Genomic DNA, 25,058 nt, shown 5'->3' on the forward strand with positions numbered 1-25,058 from the left:
GCTTCTAGCGTGGTGCGGGTGACCGCCGCACCGCCCGGGCCCGCGCCCGAAACCGCCTCCGGCGCCGACGACGCCGGCGGCGGGCTCGCGCCGCTGCGCGCCCGGCGGTGGGCGTGGCTGACCGACGCCGCGATGGTGGTGGCGCTGGCCGCCACGAACTCGGCACTGGTCACCCTCAGCCGCGAAACGCCCGAGATGTCGGCCGTGTGGGTCCACGGCGCCGTCGGCCACGCCGCCGGCGCCGCGCTGGCGCTGACCCTGCTCGCGCGCCGCTACCTGCCCTTCACCGTGCTGATCGTGCTCACGGTCAGCGGGCTGGCCGGGGACGTCGCCGGTGTGCTGGTCTGGGGTGCGGCGAGCCTGGGCATCGCGGCGGCGGCCTACTCGGTGGGCCGCTACCTGACGCTGGTGCGCTCGCTGGCCGGGGTGGGCGCGGGAGTGGTGGTCAACGTCGCGACCACCGTGCTGAGCCCGGCCACCGGGTCCGCCGAGAGCGGCGAGCCGTGGTGGATCAACCAGGCGTTCTATCTGGGCTGGATCCTGGCCTCGTGGTGGGTGGGCCGACTGGTGCGGATGCGGTCGTTCCACATGGTGGAACTCGCCGCCCGCGCCGAGCGGCTGGAGCGCGCCCGCGACGCCCACACGCGCGCGGTGCTGGCCGAGGAGCGCACGCGCATCGCCCGCGAGCTGCACGACGTGGTGGCCCACCATGTGAGCGTGATGACCGTGCAGGCCACGGCCGGGCGCCGGGTGATCGAGCGCTCGCCGGAGCGGGCCCGCCAGACCCTGGTGGAGATCGAGGAGACCGGTCGCCAGGCGATGTCGGAGATGCGGCGGATTGTGGACGTGCTGCGCGAGCCCGACGGGGACGGCGGCGCCGACCGCGGTCCGCAGCCGGGCCTGGGCGGGATCGGCGAGCTGGTGCGCCAGATCAGCGACACCGGAATGCCGGTGGAGCTGGTGGCCGAGGGCGTCCCGGTGGAGCTCGCCCCGGGACTGGACCTGACCCTGTACCGCGTCGTGCAGGAGTCGCTGACCAACGTGCTCAAGCACGCGGGCCGCGACGCGCCCACGACCGTGTCGGTGCGCTACGGCACGCGGGCGGTCGACGTGTCCGTGGCCGACGAGGGCGGGAGCGCGCCCGGGACCGGCTCGCGGCCGCCGGCCTCCGACGAGCCCGGCCACGGCCTGGTGGGCATGCGCGAGCGGGTGGCGCTCTACGGCGGAGAGCTGGAGGCGGGACCGCGCGACGGCGGCGGGTTCGAGGTGCGCGCCCGCATCCCGCTGGCACGCCGCGGCTGACGGCGGCACCGCCCGCGCAGGGCCCGGACGCCGCGCCGGGCGGCGGCCGGGCGGCGGCCGAGCGGCGGCCGTACAGCGGCCGCTTCCGGCCGCGGTGGTCGGAGCGCACCCGGTGATCGCCGAGAATCGGCACATGGCCATCCGCGTCCTGCTCGTCGACGACCAACCGCTGCTGCGCACCGGGTTCCGGCTGATCCTGGAGTCCGAGCCGGAGATCTCGGTGGTGGGCGAGGCGGCCGACGGCCACGCCGCCCTCGCCGACACCCGCCGGCTGCTGCCCGACGTGGTGCTGATGGACATCCGGATGCCCGGCAAGGACGGCATCGACGCCACCCGCGAGATCCTCCGGTGGGCCCGCGGCAGCGGCCAGCAGGTGCGCGTGCTGGTCCTGACGACCTTCGACCTGGACGAGTACGTCGTCGAGGCGCTGCGCGCGGGCGCAAGCGGGTTCCTGCTCAAGGACGTGCCGCCGGACGAGCTCGCGGGCGCGATCCGGGTGGTGGCCGACGGCGCGGCGATCGTGGCGCCCACCGTCACCCGCCGGCTGCTCGACCGCTTCGCCGACAAGCTCCCCACCTCGCGCGAGCGCCCGGCGCCGCAGCTGGACCACCTCACCGAGCGCGAGCGGGAGGTGCTGCGGCTGCTGGCGCGCGGCCTGTCCAACGCCGAGATCGCGCGCCGCCTGGTGGTCAGCGACACCACGGTCAAGACCCACGTCGGCAACGTGCTGACCAAGCTCGGGCTGCGCGACCGGGTGCAGGCGGTGGTGCACGCCTACGAGACCGGCATCGTGCGCCCCGGCGAGGACGAGGACTGACAGTCCCGCCCCGGTGTCTCCGGCGGGCCCCGCCCGGTACCGCCCGCCTTGGCGGGGGCGAAGCGCGGCGCCGCAGCGCACCCTCCCCGGCCCACGGGCGGGGCTCTCGCGCGTGCGGCCGCGCCGCACCGCCCGGTCCCCGCGGTCGCGCCGCCGCCTCCGCCGGGCATGGCGGCGGTGATCGGGGTAGTGGTCGCGGTGCGGTCGTCATGGGCGGACCCGCTGCGCGCGGCGGCCGCCCGCAAGCGCCGCGCCGCACGGGCCCCGTCCTCAGGACGGAGGCGGTGACCTGGGATCATGGGCAGTGATCGACCTCACCGCCCAGCCGGGGTCCGCGCCGCCAACCGGCGCCCGAGATGCGGCGTCTCACCCCGTGGTCGCCCCTGCGGCCGCCGCTTTCGCGCACAGAGGAGGTATCGAGAACCGGTCATGGCCGAAGACCCCCAGCTCTCCGCATCGCCGAACGAGGACAATCTGCTCAGCCGGCTGCGGGATTGGCGCGCCGCCCGGGAGGCGGAGATGCACTCCGACCTCTTCGAGGAGGCCGTGGAGCTGCCCGACCCGCGCGCCCTCGACCTCGTGCTGCGCGTGGGCGAGCTGCTGCTGGCCAGCGGCGAGAGCACCGAGGTCGTCAGCGAGTCGATGCTGAGCCTGTCGGTCGCCTTCGAGCTGCCGCGCTCGGAGGTATCGGTCACCTTCACCGCGATCACGCTGTCGACGCACCCGGGCGGCGACCATCCGCCGATCACCGGGGAGCGGGTGGTGCGCCGGCGCACCCTGGACTACTTCCGCGTCAACGAGCTGCACGCCCTGGTCCAGGACGCGGCGCTGGGCGCGGTCGAGCTTGAGGGCGCCGTCGCGCGCCTGCGGGCGATCAAGCGCGCGCGTTCGCCCTACCCGAACTGGCTCATCGTGACCGGGTTCGGCCTGATCGCCTCCAGCGCCAGCCTCATGGTCGGCGGCCAGCTGGCCGTGGCGGCCGCGGCGTTCCTGGCGACGGTGCTGGGCGACCGCACCTCGGCGTTTTTGGCGCGGCGCGGGGTGGCCGAGTTCTACCAGATGACCGGGGCGACGATGGTGGCCTCCTCCATCGGTGTGGGGCTGCTGTGGGCCAGCGACAGCCTGGAGCTCGAACTGCAGGCCGGCGCGGTCATCACCGGCAACATCATGGCCCTGCTGCCGGGGCGGCCCCTGGTGGCCAGCCTGCAGGAGGGCATCAGCGGCAGCTACGTCTCGGGGTCCGCGCGGCTGCTGGAGGTCTTCCTCACCCTCGGCGCGATCATCACGGGTGTCGGCGCGGTGGCCTACACCGCCGTGCGCCTGGGCGTGGACGTGACCCTGGACGACCTGCCGACCCTGGGCACCGACCTGAGCCTGCCGGTGCTGATCGGCGCGGCCGGGATCGCCATGGCCTTCGCGGTCTCGCTGACCGTCCCGCCGCCGATGCTGCCGTGGATCGGGCTCATGGGCGTGATGATCTGGGTGATCTACGCGGGGGTGCGCGGGCTGCTGGACGCGCCGCCGATCATGGGCACCGCGGCCGGCGCCGTGGCCATCGGCGTGGTCGGCCACGCCCTGGCGCGCCGCACCCGGCGGCCGGTCCTGCCCTATGTCATTCCGGCGATCGCGCCGCTGCTTCCCGGCAGCATCCTCTACCGGGGCCTGCTGGAGATCACGCTCAGCCAGCCCGTCCAGGGCCTGCTGAGCCTGTCGGAGGCGGTGGCCATCGGCCTGGGCCTGGGTGCCGGAGTCAGCTTCGGCGGCGAGCTGATCCGCGCCTTCCAGCGCGGCGGGCTCGCCGGCGCCGGCCGCCGCAGCCGACCCGCCGCCCGCCGCAGCCGCGGAGCGGTGTAGCGGCGCCCCCGCCCCCGCCCGACGCGCGTGGGTCCGACCGGCGCACGTCACGGAAGCGCGCGGAAGCCGTCTTCCTTGGCCCGGACCAGCATGCCGACATTCGTCGAGGGAAGGTTGGTCGTGTGGAACCGGCCGAGTCGGTCGGCCCGGCGGCAGGCGTCCTCGACTCGCTCGGCGAAGTCCTCGAACCGGGTGCCGCGCCGACGCCGCCGGTCCCACTCGCCCTTCTGCCAGCCCGGCAGTACCTGCTGCAGCATCAGCGCCGCTTCGCCTGTTCTGCAGCACTTCTTCACATCCTCGGCCTTCCGGTGATGCAGCAGGAGCCACACCTCGAAATCAGGATGAGAAACCGCGATACAGACGGACACATCTTTGGCTGTCCGATTGAAGTCCTGCGCACATTCTTCGGCCGGAGTGACATCCTCTCCTTCGGTGTCGAACACGGCCCAGACCTGGTGGAATCCGTCGGCTGCGCACCGGGTCGCCTCTTTGACTATACGAAGGGCGTCTGTCGATTTCGCCTGCCGTACCTCGAGCCGAAAACCAGAATAGCGCTCCCGCAGGCCTTTGAGGTACGCGACCTCGGTTTCGCCTTCGCAGAGAACGAGAACGGCCTTACGTTCCTTTGGACCTGCCGGGCGCCTTCCGCCGGTACGGCGCTGAGGAGTCATCGGGGATGGGATCCTCCCTAGCCGCCAGTGCGGCGGAAAACAAGTCGTCGTCAACGAAAGGGACGGCGCCGTAGCGGCCGGCGAGGTACTTCCGGGCGCGGGCACCCTCGTCAGCGACCTCGTAACCGGACAGAGGATACAACTCGGTCGCACCCTCCGGACTCTTTTCCGAGAACCAGATCTGATCCCGCGCGAGAACCTCCCCACCGCGAATCCTACCCAAAAGGGCGGCGTCGTGGCTGGTGAAGATCAACTGGGCGCCGCGAGGATTGGTTTGGGGGTCCCGAAACAGCTCGATCAAGCGTGCGGAAAGATGAGTGTGCAAGCTGGCGTCCAACTCGTCCACTACCATGGTGCGCCCGCGATCGAGCACGGAGAAGGCGCGCAGGCCCAGATCCATCAACGCCTGCGTCCCTTCAGACTGGTCCTCCAGGCCGAGGACGTGCTCGTGCCCCGACGCCCGGTGACGAAACACCCACCTGACGAACTCCTGCTCCCGGCCATCCCGCATCTCCCGTGAGAAGGATTCCGTTTGGATGTCCTCGATGCCGGTGTCGGCCGCCACAAGAAGCTTACTGAGGCGCTTCTCGGTAATTCGGTCGCAATGCCCCGGAACCTCCACCCTTCTCCTGGGAAGCCCGAAAGTACGCTGCCTGATCACCAAACCGGTGGTGAACCACCGCGAGACTGCGCGGAGTGAACGCATCTCCGTTGAATCGAACGACTTCGGCTGCAACTTCGCGAAGACCTCCATGAGGAGGACGTTCGACTCAATCTCGATCACGTCGGAAACGGGGAACAACCCGCCCTCGGGTTCGTTCGACAGTTCATCCCCGTCCCGCTCGAACACCACCTCTTCACGCCCGTCGGCGGTGTAGCGGAACAGCCACTCCGCAACGACGGCGGTGTCATCGATGACGAAGCCGTAGGTGTGCCGCTCGCCGTCGTCGAGCAGGTCGACCACGTATGTCGAGGGACGACCGGGCGAGTCGTGGTCCAAGCGGAACGGCGAGCGCTCGATGCCTTCCGCGGGTTCTTCCTCGCGACCTCGCCGCGGATAACCGCGCACCTGGAGCACCATGAACCGCAATGCGTCGACGATGTTGCTCTTGCCCGACGCGTTGGCGCCGAAGATACCGGCCACGCGCAGCGGTTCCACACTCTCCGGCGCGGGCGGTTCCTCGCCCTGCCGGCCTTCGGGGGTCAGCAGAAGCTGCTGTTCGTCGCGCAACGACCGGTGGTTCGTTACGCGGAAACTGAGCAGCATCCCGGAATCCCCTCGTAGCGGTCGGTCACGAGTACGCCACTCCCATCGCAGCGCGGTCTCCACCTTAGAACAGACCGCCTGTCCCCTCAGGGAGATCACGCAACGTGCGCCCGTCTCGGTTCGCCGCGCGGCGCAGCCGCGGAGCGGTGCAGCCGCGGAGCGGTGCAGCAACCGCGCCCCCTCCCGACGCGCGGGCTCCGGCGGCCTAGAGTTCGGGGGATGGACTACGCAGCGGGCGCAGGCACCGGGGCGCGGCCGCAGGCGGGCGGAGCCGGCGGGCCGGGGCCGCCCGGTTTGCAGGAGTGGCCCTGCGGCGCGGACGAGGCGCGGGCGCTGCAGGAGCGTTCGGCGCCGCTGGTGCGCCGGGAGGCGATCGACGCCGGCGCCGTCTCACTGGTCGCGGGGCTGGACGTGGCCTACTCGGCCGACGACGACCGGCTCGCCGCCGCCGCTGTCGTGCTGGCCGCTCCGGAGTGGGAGGTGGTCGACTCCGCTACCGCCGTGTCGCGGCCGCGCTTTCCCTACGTGCCCGGCCTGTTCGCGTTCCGCGAGGCGCCCGCGCTGCTGGAGGCCGTCGCGCAGCTGGGCACGCGGCCCGACGTGCTCGTCTGCGACGGATTCGGGCTGGCGCACCCGCGCCGGTTCGGGCTCGCCTGCCACGTGGGCGTCGCGCTGGACCGCCCGGTGCTGGGCGTGGGCAAGACGCCGTTCGTCGGCCGCGCCGAGGAGCCCGGACCCGAGCGCGGAGCCTGGTCGCCGCTGGTCGACGGCGGCGAGGTCGTCGGCCGCTGCCTGCGCACCCGGACGGGTGTGAAACCGGTCTACGTATCGGTCGGCCACCGCGTCGACCTCGCCTCGGCCGCCGCGCTGACGCTGCGCCTGGCGCCCCGCTTCCGGCTGCCCGAGCCCGTGCGGCAGGCGGACCGGCTGTGCCGCGACCGCCTGGCGGGGGTCTGACCTCCGGCGCCCCGCGCGCACGGACGACCGGCGGATGCCCTCGGCACTCGACACGCGGCGGGTCCCCTTTATCCGACATGCCGGGACCACTGCGTGGCCGGATCCGGCCAATAAGCCGCGACACCAGATCGAACGGCCGACTCGCGGCGTCGAATACGCACAAAACCAGTTGCACTGTGACTCGCGCCACTAGGCTTCTGGTGCCATCAGTTGAGAAGACCGGAGGCGCACAATGTGCCCGCACCGACCCGCATGCCCGTCCTCCGACGACGTCGCCCGCGAAGCGGCCCGCGTCGTCGCCAGTCACCCGGAGCAGGGCTGGAGCCTGCTCTGCAACGGCGTCGTGATCTTCGAGGACACCGGCGAGCTGCTGCCCAACGGCCGCGTCGTCGCCCCGCACCGCCCGACCGACGTCCGGGCCGTCGCCTGAGGCCGGACCCGACACGCACCGAGCCGTCCGATCCGGCCGACCGAGCGGGGACCGCCGTCCGTCCCCGCGACCCGGCCCGGCGCAGGCCGCCGGTCCGGATGCTCAGCCCAGCCGTTCAGCGAGCCAGTCGACGACGGCAGTGGCCACCGCACCGGTGTCCTTGGCCAGATCGTGGCGCTCGCCGGCACGCACCACCAGCGACGCGGCGTCGGCCGCGTCGGGAACGCCGAAGGGGTCGCGGTCCCCGTTGACCACCAGGGTCGGCACCCCCGCCCCGCGCAGCTCCGGGGCGCGCGAGCGCTCCGGCTTGCCCGGCGGATGCAGGGGGAACGCCAGCGCTACCACCGCCGCCGCGCCCAGCTCCGCGGCGGTGCGGCACGCGACCCGGGCGCCGTTGCTGCGTCCGGCCGGCACGAGCGGAAGCCCGGCCAGCCGCGCGTCCGCGCACACCGCCCGGACCGCGGAGATCCACGCCTCGTCCTGGGGACCGGTGGCCGAGCCGGGCATCGTGCGACCGGCCACCCGGTAGGCCTGCGTGATGCGCGCCACGGCTCCGCCCGCCTTCAGCACCGCGTCGCACACCGCGGTGATGTCGGGCGCGTCGACACCGCCTCCCGCGCCGTGCGTGATGGCCAGCAGATAGCGCGGCGGCCCGCCGGTCGGCACATCGATGTCGGCGAGCGCAGGCCCACGGGGCGTGTCGAGCTCCATGGCTCCAAGCTTAGGCGTGTCCGCCCGATCACCGTTCTACCGCGCGCCCGCCGGACCGCGGCGCCGGGCGGGCCGCCCGCTCGTCAGGCGGGCGGCGCGGACGCCCGCCCCGCGCCCATCTTGCGCCCCACCGGACCCGCGGAGCCCGCGCGGCGCCGCGCGCTGCACCCGCCCCGCGGGAGCGACACGGGACACGCCCGGAGACCCCCCGCACCCCCACCACCGATGCACCCCCGCCACAGCCGCCCGACCCCGACCCCGACCACCCGCGACGGCCGCACGTCACTCCCCCGCATCGGGCCACCCTTCCGGCAGCACCGGCTCACGGGAGCCCGCGGCGAGCCGGAGGCGCTCGCGGAAGTCGTCGTGCAGGGCCCGGCCCCAGACGTACTGGCCGGGTGTGCGCACCGCCTCCTCCAGCGCGCGGCGCAGCGCGGCGGCGTTGTTCTCGCCCTGGGCCAGCGGCAGGGCGAGGTGGGTGTACATCCGGTTCAGCGCGACGAACAGCTCGCCGGTCAGCATCGGCGCGCTGTGCTGGGCCGCGGCCGCCTCGACGTAGGGGTCCCACCAGACCTCGTCCTCACGGGCCTGCCCGTCCTCCTGCTCGGCGGTCTCCGGGTCGGGCGCCAGGAAGCCGCGGCGCAGGCGGGCGCGGACCTCGTCGGCGGTGGCGGGATCGCGGTGGGCCAGGCCGTCGGCCCACACGCGCTCGGCGGCCTCGCCGTCGCCGCGCACCGCGAGCAGCCGGGCCAGCAGTTCGACGGCGCCGCCCGCGACCTCGGGGGCCACCGCCCCCTCGGGCGCCGCGCCCGGCGCCTCCGGCGCGGGGCCCGCGCCCTCGCGCGGTTCTCCGCCGCGCGCGCCGGCCTCGGTTACGACGGCCGCGAACGCGCCGATCGCGTACTCCACGTGCACGGCGCCCAGCAGCAGCCGCAGTCCGGTGTGCTCGCCCAGCTCCAGGCCCCGGTGGACGACGTCGGCGGCGGCGTCGGTCAGGCCCCGGGCCAGCAGCCGCGCCGCGTAGTCGTGCGCCGCCTCGGGCACGATCTCGGCTGAGTCGCTGCTCAGCACCTGGTCCCAGTGCGCCTCGGCGGTTTCGGTGTCGCCGCGGTCCTCGGCCAGGCGCGCGAGTCCGTAGTGGGCGGCCGGCCGGTAGCGGTTGTTGCCCGAGTCGAGGACGTCGCGCCAGGCGGCGCGCGCCTGTTCGGCGTCGCCCTCGGCCTCGAAGGACAGGGCCAGGTGGTAGGCGGCGCGCGGGGCGAACTCGGGGTGGCCGGTGCCGATGGCGGTGCGCGCGGCCGACCGCGACGCCGCCACCTCGCCCATGTCGTGGCGGACGACGGCCAGCCCGAGGGCGGCCAGCGGCAGATAGCGCTGCGCACCGCCCTCGACCACGCGTTCGTAGACCTGGGCGGCGCGGTTGAGGTGTCCGTTCTCGGCGAGGTCGCGCGCCTGGTCGCACAGGCTCTTGGACTCGGACTCGTCTCCGGCGGCGTCGTGGGTGGAGGATCCGGCGGACGCTGTCATCTGGCGCTGCTTTCCACACGGGGGGCGGTTCGGGCGGCGCGGGGCCGACCCGGCGGTTCCACTGGGAGGTTAGCCCGTCGGCGCGGACACGATGACGAGGCGTGGCCGCACCGCCCGGAATCGGCGGGGCGCCCCCCGGTACCGGTACCGCGGCGATACCCGGCACCGATACCGCGGCGGTAGGCGGCGGTATCCGGCGACCGCAACCGCCACCTTTACATCGTAGATTTATCTCTTTCCCGACGAGTCCGGCGCACACGGCGAGCGGCCGCCGTCCCCGCGCTCGTACTCCGCGGGTCCGGCGGCCGCCGCTCGCCCTCGGACCGCTCCCCCGCCCCCCGGGGGGCGGGGCCGGCCGCTAGACCTCGAACGCCTCCGGCGGCGGGCAGGCGCAGACGAGGTTGCGGTCCCCGTAGGCCTGGTCGATCCGCCCGACCGGGGACCAGTACTTGTCGAACCGCAGCCGCTGCACCGGGAAGGCGCCCTCGTGCCGCGAGTAGGGGTGGCGCCACTCGTCGGCGGTGAGCGCCTCGGCCGTGTGCGGCGCGTTGCGCAGCGGGTTGTCGTCGGCCGGGTAGGCGCCCTCGGCGACCCGGTCGATCTCGCCGCGGATGGCGATCATGGCGTCGACGAAACGGTCCAGCTCCTCCAGGTCCTCACTCTCGGTCGGCTCGACCATCAGCGTCCCCGCCACGGGGAAGGACATCGTGGGCGCGTGGAACCCGTAGTCGATCAGCCGCTTGGCGACGTCCTCGTTGCTGATGCCGGTCCGCTTCTGCAGGCCGCGGATGTCGATGATGCACTCGTGGGCGACCAGGCCGCCCCGGCCGGTGTAGAGCACCGGGTAGTAGGGCTCCAGCCGCTTGGCGACGTAGTTGGCGCCGAGCACCGCGGCCTCGGTGGCCGCGCGCAGCCCCTCCTCGCCCATCATCCTGATGTAGGCCCAGGAGATCTGCAGGATCCCGGCCGACCCGAACGGCGCCGACGACACCGGGCCCACCCCGGTGTAGGGCCCGGCCTCGGGCTGGCTGGGGTGGTTGGGCAGGTAGGCGGCCAGGTGGGAGCGCGCCGCCACCGGGCCGACACCCGGACCGCCGCCGCCGTGCGGGATGCAGAAGGTCTTGTGCAGGTTCAGGTGGCTGACGTCGGCGCCGAACCGCCCGGGCTTGGCCCAGCCCAGCAGCGCGTTCAGGTTGGCACCGTCGACGTAGACCTGGCCGCCCGCCTCATGCACCAGGTCGCACACCTCGGTGATGGTGTCCTCGTAGACGCCGTGCGTGGAGGGGTAGGTGACCATGATGGCGGCCAGGTCGCCGGCGTGCTCGGCGGTCTTGGCGCGCAGGTCGTCCATGTCGATGTTGCCGCCGTCGTCGCAGGCCACGACCTTGACCCGCATGCCGGCCATGGTCGCGCTGGCGGCGTTGGTGCCGTGCGCCGAGCTGGGGATCAGGCACACGTCGCGCCCCCGCTCGCCGCGCCCGCGGTGGTAGCCGCGGATGGCCAGCAGCCCGGCCAGCTCGCCCTGGGAACCGGCGTTGGGCTGCAGCGACACCGCGTCGTAGCCGGTGATCTCGGCGAGCCACCGCTCCAGGTCGCGCACGATGCGCACGGTCCCGGCGGCCTGCTCCAGCGGCGCGAAGGGGTGCAGCGACGCGAACTCCGGCCAGGTCACCGACTCCATCTCGGCCGTGGCGTTGAGCTTCATCGTGCACGAGCCCAGCGGGATCATGCTGCGGTCCAGCGCCAGGTCCTTGTCGGCGAGGCGGCGCATGTAGCGCAGCAGCGAGGTCTCGCTGCGGTGGGCGGAGAAGACCGGGTGGGTCAGGTAGTCCACCCCTCGGCGCAGCTCCTCCGGCAGGGCCGCGCGCCGGTCGGCGCCGGCGGTCCGGCCGGGGACGCTCTTGCCGAAACCGGTGAACGCCGCCACCACGGCCTCGATGTCGGCGGTGGTGGTGTTCTCGTCGCAGCTGACGCCCACGGTGTCGGAGCCGGCGGCCAGCAGGTTGACGCCGCGCTCGGCGGCCGCCTCGACGACCGATCCCGCCGCCCCGGGCACGCGCACCCGCAGCGTGTCGAAGAACCGCTCGCCGACGACCTGGAACCCGGCCGCGCGCAGCCGCTCGGCGAGGTCGGCGGCGTGGCCGTGCACCCGCTCGGCGATCGCCCGCAGCCCGTGGGGCCCGTGGTAGACCGCGTACATGCCGGCCATCACCGCCAGCAGGACCTGGGCGGTGCAGATGTTGCTGGTGGCCTTCTCGCGGCGGATGTGCTGCTCGCGGGTCTGCAGCGCCAGCCGGTAGGCGGGCTTGCCCGCGTTGTCGACCGAGACGCCCACCAGGCGCCCGGGCAGCTGGCGCTGGAGCCCCTCGCGCAGCGACATGTAGCCGGCGTGCGGGCCGCCGAAGCCCATCGGGACCCCGAAGCGCTGGGTGGAGCCCACCGCGATGTCGGCGCCCATCTCACCCGGGCTGCGCAGCATCGTCAGCGCGAGGATGTCGGCGGCCACCACCGCCAGCGCGCCGCGCTCGTGCGCCTCGGCGATGACCGGGCGCGGGTCGCGCACCGCTCCGCTGCCGGCCGGGTACTGCACCAGCACGCCGAAGGCGTCGGTGTCGGGCAGCCCCTGCGACAGGTCGGCCACCACCACGTCGATGCCCAGCGGCTCGGCGCGGGTGCGCAGCACCGACAGGGTCTGCGGGAACACGTCGGAGTCGACGACGAAGACGTCGCTGCTGCCGCGGGTGGCGCGGCGGGCGAGGGTCATCGACTCGGCCGCGGCCGTGGCCTCGTCCAGCAGCGAGGCGCCCGAGACCGCCAGCCCGGTCAGGTCCGAGACCATCGTCTGGAAGTTCAGCAGCGCCTCCAGGCGCCCCTGGGAGATCTCCGGCTGGTAGGGGGTGTAGGCCGTGTACCAGGCCGGGTTCTCCATGATGTTGCGCAGGATGACGGGCGGGGTGGTGGTGTCGTAGTAGCCCTGACCGATCATCGAGGTCAGCACCCGGTTGCGGTCGGCCAGTGCGCGCAGCTCCGCCAGCGCCTCGGACTCGCCGGCCGCGGCGGGCAGCTCCAGCGGCGCCGGCTGCCCGGGGCGGGCGAGGATGCGCTCGGGCAGCGCCGCGGTCATCAGGTCGTCGGTGCTGCCGTAGCCGACCGCCTTGAGCATCTGCGCGAGCTCGGCGGAGTCGGGGCCGATGTGCCGGTCGGCGAAGTCGCGGGCCGCCGCGGCGCCGGCGTCCGGCCCTCGTTCACGGGTTGGCTGCTCCGTCATGGAGACCTCCTGGTCGCTGTGCCGCTTTCGCGGCTGCTCCTGTCTGGTCTCCCCCTCTGTCGCTCACGGCCCGCCAGGGCCGAGGCGCAGGCACGTCTCGCCTACCGCTCCAGAGTGGCCTCCTCCACGCGGTCCTTGGTGCCTGAGAGGTTACTGGGGAGTTTTGCCCCGTCGGCGCCCCGCTGTGGGGTCTCTCCCGCGTGGTATCGACGGCCGGATCGTGGTGTCGACTGCGTTGTTCGGTTGTGGGTCGTCCATTATGTACGGCCCTGATGGACCACAGGGCGGCGGGGGCGTACTGCCCGCCTTCGCGGTCGCGCGCGTGTCAGGCCCGCCGCACAGCCGACGTTACTGGATCCGGGCGCATTCGTGGAGTGCACGCGGGTAGGCGCGCATCACACCCGCGCCGCCGCCCGCGGACCGGGCGGCCGGCGCCGGCGAGCGCGGACGGGGAGGCCGGCGCGGCCGGCGGAGTCCGCGGGAGGCCGGAGGTCAGCCGGTCTTGCGCTCGCGGCGGCGCCGCGCCAACTCGTCGGCGGGCCGCGCCTGCGGGCTCAGCGACCCGCCAAGCTCCTCGCCGGGAACCTCGTCGAGAGCGCCCTCGAGCTCGCGCCACACGCGCCCCAGGGCGATCCCGAACACGCCCTGCCCGCCCTGCATCAGGTCGACGACCTCGTCGGGCGACGTGCACTCGTAGACGCTGACGCCGTCGCTCATCAAGGTGACCTGGGCGAGGTCGGCGGTACCGCGGTAGCGCAGGTGGTCCACCGCCGGGCGGATCTGCTGCAGGGAGATGCCGGTGTCGAGCAGCCGCTTGACGACCTTGAGCAGCAGGACGTCGCGGGAGTCGTACAGCGGGGGCCTACCGCCCTCCTGCTGCACGGTGGGGCCGACCAGGCCGGTGCGGGCCCAGTAGTCGAGTTGCCGATAGGTGATTCCGGCGGCCGCACATGCCGTGGGGCCGCGATAACCGACGTCCATAGGCAGCGCCACCACGTCCTCTTCGCACAGCAGGCCCTGCTCCCCAGCTCGCCGTATCGCTGTATGCCTGAGAGCGGAGGTTTGCTGCTCACCGCTAGTAACCGCCACGCCGAACCTCCGGCTCCTCGGCCCACGGCGGTTTGACAGGGGGCATGAAGGGTGCGCCGCGGGTTCCTTCGACATTGAAGGTAAGCCGGTCGCACGGACAGCGTCAACGACACCCATCGGCGCGTCGCGGAACCTGTTTCGCCGCCGCCGAGCACCGCCGCCGTCCATTTGCAAGCATAACCGAAGGACGGCTCGCGGGCGGCTTTCCCGCCTTCCTGACCTGCACCGGAACCGGAGCACCGGACCGGGCGGCGACCCGGGTGCCGCGCCGGCGCCCGCGGGGCGCGTCCACATACCCGCGACACGCCGTCGCCGAAACCGTCGCGTCCAGGCGGATCCGGCCGCCGCGGCCGCCGCCACCGCGACCGGGCCGCCCGGTTCGCACGGTTCCCCCACCCGCGTGCGGCGCCCCGACGCGCGCGGGCCGCTGCGGCCCGCTGCCCGAGCGGCCCTCGCACCGGGGCCCTCGCCGGCCCGGGTGCCCGCGCGAGGGGGGACACCGCGTCTGGTATCTCTGGTGGCTGCCACAACGGGCGGCCGCCGGCCGCCGCGTTCCATCCGTCTCCCCGGAAGGGGCAGCAGGTGAACCGGCCTACCACGAACTGGGCGGGCAACATCGGCTTCGCCGCCGAGCGCCTCCACCACCCCTCCACCGTCGCCGAGGTGCAGGCCGCCGTCGCCCGCGCCGAGCGGGCACGGGCCCTGGGCAGCGGGCACTCCTTCAACGCCGTCGCCGACACCCCCGGCGACCTCGTCTCGCTCGCCCGCCTGCCGCGCACGATGGAGCTGGACACCGCGGCCGGAACCGTCCAGGTGGGCGCGGGCGTGCGCTACGCCGAGCTGGCGCAGTGGCTCCAGGAGCGCGGCCGCGCCCTGCACAACCTGGGATCACTCCCCCACATCTCGGTGGCCGGGTCGGTCGCCACCGCCACCCACGGCTCCGGCGACGCCAACGGCAACCTCGCCACCGCGGTGGAGGCGCTGGAGCTGGTGACCGCCGAGGGCGACCTGGTGAGCCTGAGCCGGGCCGAGAACGGCGCCGAGTTCGACGGCGCGGTCGTGGCGCTCGGCGCGCTCGGGATCGTGACCGCGATGACGCTGCGCACCGAACCGGACTTCGACGTCGCCCAGAGCGTCTACGAAGGCCTGCCGCTGGAGGCGCTGGACGAGGACTTCGACGCGATCACCGGCGCCGCCTACAGCGTCAGCCTGTTCACCCGCTGGCGCGACCCGGTGGTCGACCAGGTGTGGCTCAAGCACCGGGTGGGCGGCGGCCCGCCCGCCGGCGGCGCCGACGGCTTCTTCGGAGCGCGGCCGGCGGACGGGCCCCGCCACCCCGTGCCGGAGATGTCGGCCGAGCACTCCACCCGGCAGCTGGGCGTGGCGGGCCCCTGGTCGGAGCGGCTGCCGCACTTCCGCCCCGGATCGCCGCCCAGCAGCGCAGGCGAGGAGCTCCAGGCGGAGTACCTGCTGCCGCGCGGCGCGGCCGTCGCGGCGCTGCGGGCGCTGGAGCCGCTGCGCGAGCGCATCGCCCCCGTCCTGCAGGTCCACGAGATCCGCACGATCGCCGCCGACGGGCTGTGGCTGAGCCCGAGCCACCGCCAGGACACCGTCGGCTTCCACTTCACCCTGGTCCCCGACACCGCCGCGGTGCTGCCGGTGCTGGAGCTCATCGAGGAGCGGCTGGACCCCTTCGGCGCCGTGCCGCACTGGGGCAAGCTGTTCACCGCGCCGGCCGGGTCGCTGCGCGGGCGCTACAGCAGGATGCGCGACTTCGCGGCGCTGGCCCGCCGGTTCGACCCGCGCGGCAAGTTCGCCAACGCGTTCCTGCGCGAGCACGTCCTCGGCGGCTGACGCCGCCCCGCTGTCCTACAGCCGCTCGATGGCCCGGCGGGGCGAGCGGGCGTGGCGGGCCATGTCGCGCCAGGGCTCGGCCCCCGAGCGCTCGGGGAGGGTGCGCACCGTCCAGTGCCGGGCCGTGTCCACGCGCTCCAGCTCGTCCCAGGACAGCGGGGCCGCCACCGGCGCTCCGGGCAGCGCGCGCACCGAGTACGGCGCCACCGCCAGCTGGGCGTAGCCGTTGCGCAGGTAGTCCAGGAACAGCCGGTCGCCGCGGCTGCGCTTGCGGAACCGCGTGGTCAGCTCGTCGGGGCGGCGGCGCGCGACCAGTTCGGCGATGACGTGGGCGAAGTCGCGGGCCTGGCCGGCGTCGATCTCGGGGCGGATGGGCGCGACCACGTGCATGCCGCGCGAGCCGGTGGTCATCACGAACGCGGCCAGGCCCAGGCTTTCCAGCACCTCGCGGACGTCGTAGGCCGCGCGGCGCACCTGCGCGAAGTCGTCGCCGGGCGGGTCGAGGTCGATGACGAGCCGGTCGGGGCGGCGCAGGTCGCCGACCCTGGTCAGCCACGGGTGCAGGGTGATGGCGGCCTGGTCGGCCAGCCATACCAGGGTGGCGGCGTCGTCGCAGACCAGCATCTCGTTCCCGGCGCGGCCGTCGTCCTTGGCCACGTGCACCGACCCGGCCCACGGGGGCGCGTAGGAGGGGCGGTTCTTGACGTAGAAGCCGCCCTCGGGGTCGGCGATGCCGTGCGGGTAGCGCTGCACGGCCAGCGGGCGCCCCCGCAGGTGGCGCAGCATCGGCCCGGCGACCGCGCGGTAGTACTCGGCCAGCTCGCGCTTGGTGACCCCGCCCGGCTCGAACAGCTCCTTGCCGGGCCGGCTGATGCGGACCCGGTGGGCGCCCACCCGCCATGTCAGCGCTTCCGTGTCCAACCGTGCCCTCCCCCGCCCGCGCCGGCGTGTTCGCGTGCGTCTTTACCCGCGGCCTGCGGCGTTTTACCTGGTAACGGGCAGTATGAGAGGTAAGCCCGAGCGGAAGGAGGCGCCCGATGGCCTCTCCGGTGTGGAAGGGAACACTGTCCTTCGGTCTGGTGAGCCTGCCGGTGCGGCTGTTCAGCGCGCGCGAGCGCCACGGCACCCGGTTCCACCAGTTCCAGCGCGACACCTCCGACCGCATCCGGTACCGGAGGGTCAACGAGCGCACCGGCAAGGAGGTGGACTCCGCCGAGATCGTGCGCGGCACCAAGGCCGACGCCTCCTCGGGCGCCGACGAGTACGTCATCGTCGAGCCCCGGGAGATGGAGGAGATCGCGCCCGGCCGGTCCAGCTCTCTGGAGATCACCGCGTTCGTGCCGGCCGACGACGTCGAGGCGCTGTGGTACGACTCCGCCTACTACGTCGCCCCCGAGTCCAAGGGGTCGGCCAAGCCCTACCGGCTGCTGTGCCGGGCCCTGGAGCACTCGGGCCGACTCGGGCTGACCACGCTGGTGATGCGCGAGCGCCAGCACCTGGCGGTGGTGGGACCCCAGCAGGGCGTCCTCACGCTGAGCACGCTGTGGTGGGCCGACGAGGTCCGCGACCCGGAGGAGACGCTGCCCGCCATCCCCGAAACCGACCTGGGCGAGCGCGACCTGGACTTGGCCGAGCAGCTGATCGGCGCCATGGCCGAGGAGTGGCGGCCCGAGGCGTACACCGACGACTACCAGGAGCGCATCGACGAGCTGATCCGTGCCAAGAGCGCGGGCGAGCGGGTGCGCTACGCCGAGGAGGGGCCGCCGCCCGAGACCAACGTCGTGGAGCTGACCGAGGCGCTGCGCGCCAGCCTGCGCGGCGGCGAGGAGGAGTCCCCGGCCTCCCGGTCCGGCAAGGGCGGCCGGGGCGGAGCCCGGCGCGGCCGCTCCGCTGACGGCGGCGCCGGGAAGGGCGGCACCGCGAAGGACCGCGCCGGGACCGGCGGAAAGGGCGGGGCCCGTTCCCGCGGAGGCGGCGGCGCGGCGCCCGAGCCGCGCGAGGCGCCGCTCTCCGAGCTGTCCAAGCGCGAGCTGTCGCGGCTGGCCTCCGAGCTGGACGTCCCCGGCCGGTCGAAGATGGACCGCGCCGAGCTGGAGGAGGCCGTCGAGCGCGCCCGCTCGGGCGGATCGGCGCGCTCGGCCTCCTGACCCCGCGGGCGGTTGCGGCGCCCGGGGTGGTCGAGGAACTCCGCGCGTTCCTCGACCGGATCCGGCCGGGCCTGCGGCGGCGCCCATCTCAGCCCTCGATGGACAGGTCGGTGGGCACGTCGGCCGGCTCCAGGTCGGTGCGGGGGCGGACATAGCCCACCGCGTGGCGCCAGCGCCCGGAGGACTGCGCCGCGTCCGGGCAGATCTCCACCACGACCTCGGGCACCACCCGCGCGTAGTCGTGGGCCGAGCCCCACCGGGAGGGCAGCTTGGGCGGCCAGGGGTGGTCGCCGCCGGAGGGGCGCAGCAGCTTCGCCATCTCCCGGCGCTGCGCGGGGGCCAGCTCTTTGGTCCGCCCGACCACGCGCAGGGCGCCGGTCTGGGAGTCGCGGCGGCCCACGATCAGCTCCCGCGGGTCGCCGGCGCCGCCGATCACACCGCCGACGATCGCCTCGGTGGTGACACGCCGCTTGTACTTCAGCCAGTCGCGGCGCCCCGGCCGGTACCGGCCGCGCCCGTCCTTGGCGACCAGGCCCTCCACGCCCACCCGCCACATCTGGTCGAACCACTGCCGGGCGACGTCGACGGCGCCGGTCTGCCAGCCGAGCATGAGCGCCGGCTCGCCGACCCCGCGCATCAGCTCCTCCAGGCGGGCGCGCCGGTCGTCCAGCGGGCGCCCCGCCAGCTCGGCCCCGTCCTCGCGCAGAAGGTCGAAGACGATGAAGTGGCAGGGCTCGGTGCGCGCCAGCCGCTGCGCCTCCTGGGGACCGGAGTGGCCGCGGCGCTGCAGGCCGGAGAAGTCGAGGCGGCCCTCGGTCGACCAGCGCACGATCTCGCCGTCGACCGCGGTGCCCGGGGGCAGCGAGGCCTCGACCGCCGCGGCGACGTCGGGGAAAACGGCCTCCAGCCGCCTGCCGGAGCGCGAGGTGATGGACACGTCGCCGTCGCGCCGGACGATGGCGCGGTAGCCGTCCCACTTGGGCTCATAGCGCCAGTGCGGGCCCTCGGGCAGGACGTTCGCGGTGCGGGCGAGCATGGGTTCCACGCACCGAGACTGCCCGGGACGGGCGCCGCGCAGCCCGGCGCAGGTCCGATCATGGACCGATGTTGACCGCGCCTTGGCGGAGTGTTGCGGCGGGGACCGCCCGGGGAGGCCGGGCGAGGGGGATCAGGTGGTGCGGCCGAAGTCCTCCGGCGAGATCTGGTCGAGGAACTCGCGGAACTTCTCGACCTCGTCCTCCTGCTCGTCGGGGATGGGCACCCCGGCCTCCTCGATCACGTCCTCGTGGGCGTAGATGGGCGCGCCGGTGCGCAGCGCCAGCGCGATGGAGTCGGAGGGGCGGGCACTGACCTCGACCCCGTTGGAGAAGACCAGTTCGGCGTAGAAGATACCGTCGCTGAGCGCGGTGACGTTGACGGTGGTCAGGTCGGCGTCCAGCGCATCGAGGACGTCGCGGAAGAGGTCATGGGTGAGCGGGCGCGCGGGCATGACGCCCTGCTGGGCGAGCGCGATCGCGGTGGCCTCGACCGCGCCGATCCAGATCGGCAGGTAGCGTTCGCCGTCGGTCTCCTTGAGCAGGACGATCGGCTGGTTCGAGGGCATCTCGACCCGGACGCCGACAACCTCCATGTGCTTCACTGCGGCTCCGTCCCACGACTTGTCGTGCCGGAGGGGGCACCCGCCAGGGTGTGCTCTGCTCCGTCTTCTTCACGGTACACCGCCACACCGACAGGCGTCCGAGACAGGTCCGGGACCGCGGGGCGCCCGGACCGGGCTCCGATAACCTTCCCCGACGCCGCTTACAGGTGACATGACCGCGATGTCCCCGATCGCGCCATCGGTGGCGGTCTTCCCTACAAAGGCTCTCCGGTGGAGGGGAGGCGCAAACCTGCTCGGCGCGGCCGGAGGCGCAGGAGCCTCAGCGCCGTGGCTTGGTCAGCAGGACCAGGCGGAACTTGCCGATCTGGACTTCGTCGCCGCCGCCGAGCTCGGCCTCGTCGATGCGCTCGCGGTTGACGTAGGTGCCGTTCAGACTGCCGACGTCGCGGACGCCGAAACCGTTGCCGCGCCGGAAGAACTCCACATGGCGCCGGGAGACCGTGACGTCGTCGAGGAAGATGTCGCTGTTGGGGTGGCGCCCCACAGTGGTGACGTCGCTGTCCAGCAGGAAGCGGCTGCCGGCGTTGGGGCCGCGCTTGACGACGAGCAGCGCCGTGCCGGGGGGCAGGGCGTCGACGTTGGTGGGCTCGCCGGGAAGGTCCTCGCCCTCGGCCTCAGCCTCCAGCGCCTGGATGCCGGCGATGGAGATGGTGGAGGTGGTCTCACCGACGGAGTCGCGGCTGCCACCGGATCCGGGGGCGGAACCCTGCCCCGCCGTACGGATGGGGGAACCGCAGTTGGAGCAGAAACGGGCATCATCCGCAACGGCGTGACCGCACTGCGTGCAGTAAACGCTCGACATAGGTCGGCTCGGCCTCCTACCGCACGGGGCGGTGCTTGATTCGGCTGGTGGTCCTTTGCGCCTGGGTGGGCGGCGTACCGCGCACCCACTGGGAAAACGGGGTGGGCCGGTGCTGTGTTCCCCCGGCTCACCTCGGATTCTTACATGGTGTCATCCCCTGCCGTGCTCTGCTGTGCACACGATCGCGTCCCGCTAGCCGGCCCGGCGCAGCGCCGGAGGGCCGCCAGTGGGGAACACTCGACTCTAAACCATATCCACGGCGCACAGGAGGCGGTGCCGACCCGTCGGGGCCCTCCGGTGCACGGCCGGGTCCGGCCGTGCACCGGAGGGCCCTCGACTCGGCTCCGGCGGTCGCCGGGCTCAGCCTTCGGCCTGCTCGACCACCTGGGCCCACTCCTCCAGCAGCCGCTGGGCGGTGTCGGAGTCGGGCCCTTCGGCCCACAGATGGGTGACCGCCTCGGAGGTGTCGGGCAGGATCAGCACCCAGGAGCCGTCGGACTGGACCACCCGGACACCGTCGGTGGTGTCGACCTCGCGTCCTTCCGAGGCCTCGACCACGGCGCGCATGACGCTTCCCTTGACCGCCCACGGTGTGGGCACCGAGCGGCGCAGCAGGTGGGCCTGCGGGATGCGCCGGTCGATCTCGCTGAACGAGAGCCGGGTGCGCGCCACCAGGCCCAGCAGCCGCACGAACGCGGCGATGCCGTCGCTGGTGCGGGAGAACTCCGGCACCACGTAGCCGCCGCGGCCGTCGGCGGCGAAGACGATGTCGTCGGCCTGGGCCGCCTTGGCCAGCTCGTCGACGGCGGTGGGCGTCCACTGCACGTCGACGCCGTGGTAGCCCGCGACCTGCCCGGCCACGCGCGTGGTGGTGACCGGCAGCGCGACCCGGCCGCCGCCGCGCTCGGCGGCGATCAGGTCGAGGACCACCAGCAGGGCGCGCTCGTTGTCGACGACCTGGCCGTTCTCGTCGACCACCGACAGCCGCTCCGCCACGGGGTCGAACCGCACGCCGAAGTCGGCCCGCGACGACGAGACGAGCTCGCCCAGGTACTGCAGGTCGCGCATCTGCTTGGCGAGCGTGTCGGTGGGCGAGTCCTCGTCCAGCCGGTTGTTGACGGTGAGCACGTCGGCGCCGAGCCGGCCCAGCAGCGAGGGCAGGATCAGCGACCCGGTGCCCCCGGCGCAGTCGACGACCACCTTGAGGCCGGCCTCGCCGATGCCCGTGGTGTCGACGGTGCGCAGCAGGTCGTGGGCGTAGTTCTCCACGCCCCGCGACGGGAAGGACAGCTCCGCGATCTCGCCGGGGAAGGCGCGGCGGTACTCGGCGCGCGAGAACACCCGCTCCAGCTTGCGCTGCGCCCCCGGCGAGAGGTCGGCGCCGCGCTCGTCGAAGAACATGATGTCCACCGACTGCGGGTCGCCGGGCGAGGTCCGCAGGCTGATGCCGCCGGCCACCCCGCTCTGGGAGGTGTGGAAGCGCGCCACCGGCAGCGGCACCACCTCCAGGTCGCGCACGTCGATGGCGGACGCGGTCAGCGCGCTGATGACCGCGCGCTTGAGCGCGCGGGCCGCCCGGGAGACGTCGCGCGAGGTGGTGACCACCGATCCCTTCTTCAGCGTGGTGGCGAACGCGCTCGCCAGGCGCACGGCGAGCTCGGGGGTGATCTCGACGTTGATCAGGCCCGAGACTCCGCGCTGGCCGAACAGCGAGCGCTGGCCGCGGGACTCCCAGATCACGTTGGTGTTGACGACCGCGCCGGCCTCGATCGTCTTGAACGGGTAGACCTTGACGTCGTTGGAGAGGTAGGCCTCGGACTCGACGACGCACTCCTCGCCGACGATCGCCCCCTCCTCCACCCGGGCGCTGGACATGACGTCGGTGTTCTTGCCGATGACGCATCCGCGCAGGTTGGTGCTGGCGCCGATGTAGACGTTGTCGTGCACCACGGTGCGGTGCAGGAACGCCTCGGAGCGCACCACCACGTTGCTGCCGAGCACGCTGAACTCGCGCAGTTCGGCGCCGGCCTCGACCTTGGCGTAGTCGCCGATGTAGAGCGGGCCCTTGAGCACGGCCTCGGAGTCGACCTCGGCGCCCTCGGCCATCCACACGCCCGGCGATACCTCGAAGCCGTCGATCTCGACGTCGACCTTGCCGGAGAGGACGTCGGCCTGGGCGCGCAGGTAGCTCTCGTGGGTGCCGACGTCCTCCCAGTAGCCGTCGGCGATGTAGCCGTAGAGCGGCTCGCCGTCCTTGAGCAGCTTGGGGAACACGTCGCCCGACCAGTCGACGACCTCGCCCTCGGCGACCTCGTCGAGCACCTCGGGTTCCATGATGTAAATGCCGGTGTTGACGGTGTCGGAGAAGACCTGGCCCCAGGTCGGCTTCTCCAGGAACCGCTGCACGCGCCCCTGCTCGTCGACGATGATGATGCCGAACTCGAGCGGGTTCTCGACCCGCTTGAGCCCGATGGTGACCTTCGCTCCGTTCTCGCGGTGGTACCGCACCATGTCGCTCAGGTCGATGTCGGTCAGCGCGTCGCCGGAGATGACGATGAACGGCTCGCCGCGCAGGTGCTCCTCGGCGTTCTTGACGCTGCCGGCGGTGCCGAGCGGCACCTCCTCGGCAACGTAGTGCAGGTTCATGCCGAGTTCCTCGCCGTCGCCGAAGTAGTTGCGGATCAGCGTGGCCAGGAACTGGACGGTCACGACGGTGTCGTCGAAGCCGTGCCGCTTGAGCAGCCGCAGGACGTGCTCCATGATCGGCCGGTTGACGACGGGCAGGAGTGGCTTGGGCTGGTTGGCGGTCATCGGGCGGAGGCGGGTGCCCTCTCCTCCGGCCATGACTACGGCCTTCATCGGGGCCACCCCCAGACCCCGCGATGTGGACGGCCGGACGCCCTCGGGCGCGTTCTCATGGTGGGGATGTCGCTCCCTTCCTGTTGTTCGTGCCGCTGGGTGGTGGTCCGGGGCTTTGGGAACCGCCGCCGGGAGCCGTCTGGTCCGACGGCGCCGGCTCCGGGGCCCCGCGGCTGTCGTGGCCGGAAGTGGCCGCTACCCCGGGCAGGGCGTTCTCACCCGTGCCCGATGGATGGTCGGCCCGCCGGGCGTGCGCGATCAGGCGCCGCCCCTGCACCGCGTACAGCAGCCCGGCCCACCAGTAGATAGCCGTTCCCCAGATTGCGAACGCCCAACCCGCGACGCGCGCCACATCGCCGACGATTCCGGCGTATCCGGCTACGAAGAGCAACGGGAAGGAGTAGAGCAGGCAGAGGGTGGCCGCCTTGCCCGCGAAGTTCACCGGCAGCGTGCCGTAGCCGTAGTAGCGCATGACCGGCAGCGCCAGCACCATCAGCACGTCGCGCAGCACCAGCACCGCCATCAGCCACCACGGCACGATGCCGCGCATCACCAGCCCCAGCAGCGCGGCGAAGATGTAGAGGCGGTCGGCCATCGGGTCGAGCACCGCGCCCAGCCGGCTCATCTGGTTCCAGGCCCGAGCGATCTTGCCGTCGAGCCAGTCGGAGATCCCGGCGAAGGCCAGCACGCCCAGCGCCCACCAGTCGGCCTGGGGCACCAGCACCAGCCACAGGAACACGGGCACGCCCACGAGGCGCAGCATGCTCAGCAGGTTCGGCACGGTCCAGACCCGGTCGCCTGCGGTGCGCGCCGCTGCGCGCGGGCTCACTCGGCTCGCCACCCCACCTCCCAAGTGTCCGAATAGCGAGCTTACCCGGCACAGGCTCGGGTTATAGCGAGGAGGTCACAGCGGAAACGCGCGGTTACAACGGCGACAGGGCGAGCGTGCGCAGCCGGTCGGCGCCGGTGGGCTCCTCGTCGCGGAGTCGGCAGCGGCGGATTCCGTAGCGCCCGAAACGCGCCCGCACCGCCTCAACGACCGCGGCGTCGGGGGTTTCGGGCACCTGGTTGAGCACCACCGGGCCCAAGTGGAACCCGGCGGCCGACAGCTCGTCCGCGGCGCGCTCGGTCTCGGCCAGCACCATCCGCCGCGGCAGCAGCACCAGGTGCACCGCCGCTTCGCCGCGCAGCCGTTCGGCCGCGCGCTCCAGGCGCAGGCGGCGCGCGTGCAGCTTGTCCAGCAGCGGGTCGCGCTCGGGCTCGGCGGAGCCCCCGACCACGCCCGCGGCGAAGCGGTCGGCGTCGACGGCGCGCTCCCGCTGGCGCGCCAGGCCCTCCAGCCAGGGGGTGAGCAGCGTGGGCATGTGCAGCATGCGCAGCAGGTGGCCGGTCGGGGCGCTGTCGACGACCAGCCGGTCCCACTCCCCGGGCACCCGGTCCATCGCGTCGATGAGCAGGTCGTTCAGCGCGGACTCGGTCATGCCGGGTCCGGCGGCGGCGTGGTCGAGGTGACGCTGGACCGCCGGCATGATCTCGCGCGGCAGGGCCGCGTAGGCGTCGTCGGTGACCTGCTTGACGCGGCGGCGCACGGCGGCCTCGGCGTCGGGTTCGGCGGCCCACAGGTTCTCGGCGACCCGGCGCGGGCTCTCGCCGAGCCGGGTCTCCAGCGCGTCGCCGAGCGAGTGGGCGGGGTCGGTGGAGATCAGCAGGGTGCGCAGGCCCCGGTCGGCGAGGGCGAGCGCGGCGGAGGCGGCCATGGTCGTCTTGCCGACTCCGCCCTTGCCGCCGAAGAAGGCGATGGGCTCGGCGCCGACCACGCCGCCCGCCGGGGCCTCGCCGGCCT

General features: G+C 73.4%; 20 protein-coding genes and 1 riboswitch. Of the genes, 7 read left to right on the forward strand and 13 right to left on the reverse strand.

Annotation, left to right across the window (positions count from 1 at the left end):
• Window positions 1–18 precede the first annotated feature (18 nt).
• The 3 genes from ABD284_RS18140 (at window position 19) to ABD284_RS18150 (ending at window position 3,973) form a co-directional block, all read left to right on the forward strand.
• Window positions 19–1,302, forward strand: coding sequence for a sensor histidine kinase (locus ABD284_RS18140; protein WP_344144982.1), 1,284 nt, complete (start codon window positions 19–21; stop codon window positions 1,300–1,302).
• Between the two features lie 133 nt (window positions 1,303–1,435).
• Window positions 1,436–2,119: a response regulator gene (locus ABD284_RS18145; RefSeq protein ID WP_344144984.1), complete on the forward strand. Its 684-nt coding sequence runs from the start codon at window positions 1,436–1,438 to the stop codon at window positions 2,117–2,119.
• 429 nt (window positions 2,120–2,548) lie between these two features.
• A complete protein-coding gene (locus ABD284_RS18150; RefSeq protein WP_344144986.1) occupies window positions 2,549–3,973 on the forward strand; it encodes a threonine/serine exporter family protein in 1,425 nt (474 codons plus the stop codon).
• A 47-nt stretch (window positions 3,974–4,020) separates the two neighbouring features.
• Here ABD284_RS18150 and ABD284_RS18155 read toward each other — a convergent pair whose 3' ends face one another.
• Both ABD284_RS18155 and ABD284_RS18160 read right to left on the reverse strand, forming a co-directional pair.
• Window positions 4,021–4,644 carry an RloB family protein gene (locus ABD284_RS18155; RefSeq protein WP_344144988.1) on the reverse strand — a complete coding sequence of 208 codons (624 nt, stop codon included), beginning with the start codon at window positions 4,642–4,644 and terminating at the stop codon, window positions 4,021–4,023.
• Window positions 4,589–5,911 (reverse strand): AAA family ATPase, encoded by a 1,323-nt coding sequence (locus ABD284_RS18160; protein WP_344144990.1) that lies wholly within the window; start codon window positions 5,909–5,911, stop codon window positions 4,589–4,591. The genes ABD284_RS18155 and ABD284_RS18160 overlap by 56 nt, the downstream gene beginning before the upstream one ends.
• A gap of 219 nt (window positions 5,912–6,130) precedes the next feature.
• Here ABD284_RS18160 and ABD284_RS18165 point away from each other — a divergent pair, with 219 nt between their 5' ends.
• Both ABD284_RS18165 and ABD284_RS18170 read left to right on the forward strand, forming a co-directional pair.
• Window positions 6,131–6,868: an endonuclease V gene (locus ABD284_RS18165; protein WP_344144992.1), complete on the forward strand. Its 738-nt coding sequence runs from the start codon at window positions 6,131–6,133 to the stop codon at window positions 6,866–6,868.
• Between the two features lie 232 nt (window positions 6,869–7,100).
• Window positions 7,101–7,298: a DUF5999 family protein gene (locus ABD284_RS18170; protein ID WP_344144993.1), complete on the forward strand. Its 198-nt coding sequence runs from the start codon at window positions 7,101–7,103 to the stop codon at window positions 7,296–7,298.
• Window positions 7,299–7,400: 102 nt separating this feature from the next.
• Here ABD284_RS18170 and ABD284_RS18175 read toward each other — a convergent pair whose 3' ends face one another.
• The 4 genes from ABD284_RS18175 to ABD284_RS18190 form a co-directional block, all read right to left on the reverse strand.
• The gene (locus ABD284_RS18175) at window positions 7,401–8,009 is read right to left on the reverse strand and encodes an alpha/beta hydrolase family protein (protein ID WP_344144994.1); all 609 of its coding nucleotides are present in this window, start codon (window positions 8,007–8,009) and stop codon (window positions 7,401–7,403) included.
• Window positions 8,010–8,291: 282 nt separating this feature from the next.
• Window positions 8,292–9,536, reverse strand: coding sequence for a tetratricopeptide repeat protein (locus tag ABD284_RS18180; protein ID WP_344144996.1), 1,245 nt, complete (start codon window positions 9,534–9,536; stop codon window positions 8,292–8,294).
• A 358-nt stretch (window positions 9,537–9,894) separates the two neighbouring features.
• Complete coding sequence (gene gcvP, locus ABD284_RS18185) at window positions 9,895–12,804, reverse strand: aminomethyl-transferring glycine dehydrogenase (RefSeq protein ID WP_344144998.1); 2,910 nt, start codon at window positions 12,802–12,804, stop codon at window positions 9,895–9,897.
• A gap of 119 nt (window positions 12,805–12,923) precedes the next feature.
• Window positions 12,924–13,013, reverse strand: a riboswitch (glycine riboswitch).
• A gap of 283 nt (window positions 13,014–13,296) precedes the next feature.
• The gene (locus ABD284_RS18190) at window positions 13,297–13,893 is read right to left on the reverse strand and encodes a MerR family transcriptional regulator (protein ID WP_386699672.1); all 597 of its coding nucleotides are present in this window, start codon (window positions 13,891–13,893) and stop codon (window positions 13,297–13,299) included.
• A gap of 582 nt (window positions 13,894–14,475) precedes the next feature.
• Here ABD284_RS18190 and ABD284_RS18195 point away from each other — a divergent pair.
• Window positions 14,476–15,747, forward strand: a complete 1,272-nt coding sequence (locus ABD284_RS18195; RefSeq protein WP_344145002.1) for an FAD-binding protein — start codon at window positions 14,476–14,478, stop codon at window positions 15,745–15,747.
• A gap of 15 nt (window positions 15,748–15,762) precedes the next feature.
• Here ABD284_RS18195 and ligD read toward each other — a convergent pair whose 3' ends face one another.
• Window positions 15,763–16,668 (reverse strand): non-homologous end-joining DNA ligase, encoded by a 906-nt coding sequence (gene ligD / locus ABD284_RS18200; protein WP_344145004.1) that lies wholly within the window; start codon window positions 16,666–16,668, stop codon window positions 15,763–15,765.
• Between the two features lie 116 nt (window positions 16,669–16,784).
• On the opposite strand from ligD, the gene ku reads away from it, so the two are divergent.
• Window positions 16,785–17,894: a non-homologous end joining protein Ku gene (gene ku / locus ABD284_RS18205; RefSeq protein ID WP_344145006.1), complete on the forward strand. Its 1,110-nt coding sequence runs from the start codon at window positions 16,785–16,787 to the stop codon at window positions 17,892–17,894.
• An 88-nt stretch (window positions 17,895–17,982) separates the two neighbouring features.
• On the opposite strand, the gene ABD284_RS18210 is transcribed toward ku, so the two are convergent.
• The 6 genes from ABD284_RS18210 to ABD284_RS18235 all read right to left on the reverse strand — a co-directional run bounded on the left by ABD284_RS18210 (window position 17,983) and on the right by ABD284_RS18235 (window position 24,972).
• On the reverse strand, window positions 17,983–18,930 hold the full coding sequence (locus tag ABD284_RS18210; RefSeq protein WP_344145174.1) for an ATP-dependent DNA ligase: 948 nt from the start codon (window positions 18,928–18,930) through the stop codon (window positions 17,983–17,985).
• Between the two features lie 132 nt (window positions 18,931–19,062).
• A complete protein-coding gene (locus ABD284_RS18215; protein WP_311545219.1) occupies window positions 19,063–19,533 on the reverse strand; it encodes a bifunctional nuclease family protein in 471 nt (156 codons plus the stop codon).
• 280 nt (window positions 19,534–19,813) lie between these two features.
• Window positions 19,814–20,356 (reverse strand): double zinc ribbon and FHA domain-containing protein, encoded by a 543-nt coding sequence (locus ABD284_RS18220; RefSeq protein WP_344145010.1) that lies wholly within the window; start codon window positions 20,354–20,356, stop codon window positions 19,814–19,816.
• 360 nt (window positions 20,357–20,716) lie between these two features.
• Window positions 20,717–23,215: a sugar phosphate nucleotidyltransferase gene (locus ABD284_RS18225; protein WP_344145012.1), complete on the reverse strand. Its 2,499-nt coding sequence runs from the start codon at window positions 23,213–23,215 to the stop codon at window positions 20,717–20,719.
• Between the two features lie 55 nt (window positions 23,216–23,270).
• Window positions 23,271–23,978, reverse strand: a complete 708-nt coding sequence (locus ABD284_RS18230; protein WP_386699676.1) for a CDP-alcohol phosphatidyltransferase family protein — start codon at window positions 23,976–23,978, stop codon at window positions 23,271–23,273.
• Window positions 23,979–24,138: 160 nt separating this feature from the next.
• Window positions 24,139–24,972 (reverse strand): ArsA family ATPase, encoded by an 834-nt coding sequence (locus tag ABD284_RS18235; RefSeq protein WP_386699677.1) that lies wholly within the window; start codon window positions 24,970–24,972, stop codon window positions 24,139–24,141.
• Window positions 24,973–25,058 lie beyond the last annotated feature (86 nt).

This window comes from Streptomonospora arabica (assembly GCF_039531585.1).
GTDB classification, from domain to species: Bacteria; Actinomycetota; Actinomycetes; order Streptosporangiales; family Streptosporangiaceae; genus Streptomonospora; species Streptomonospora halophila.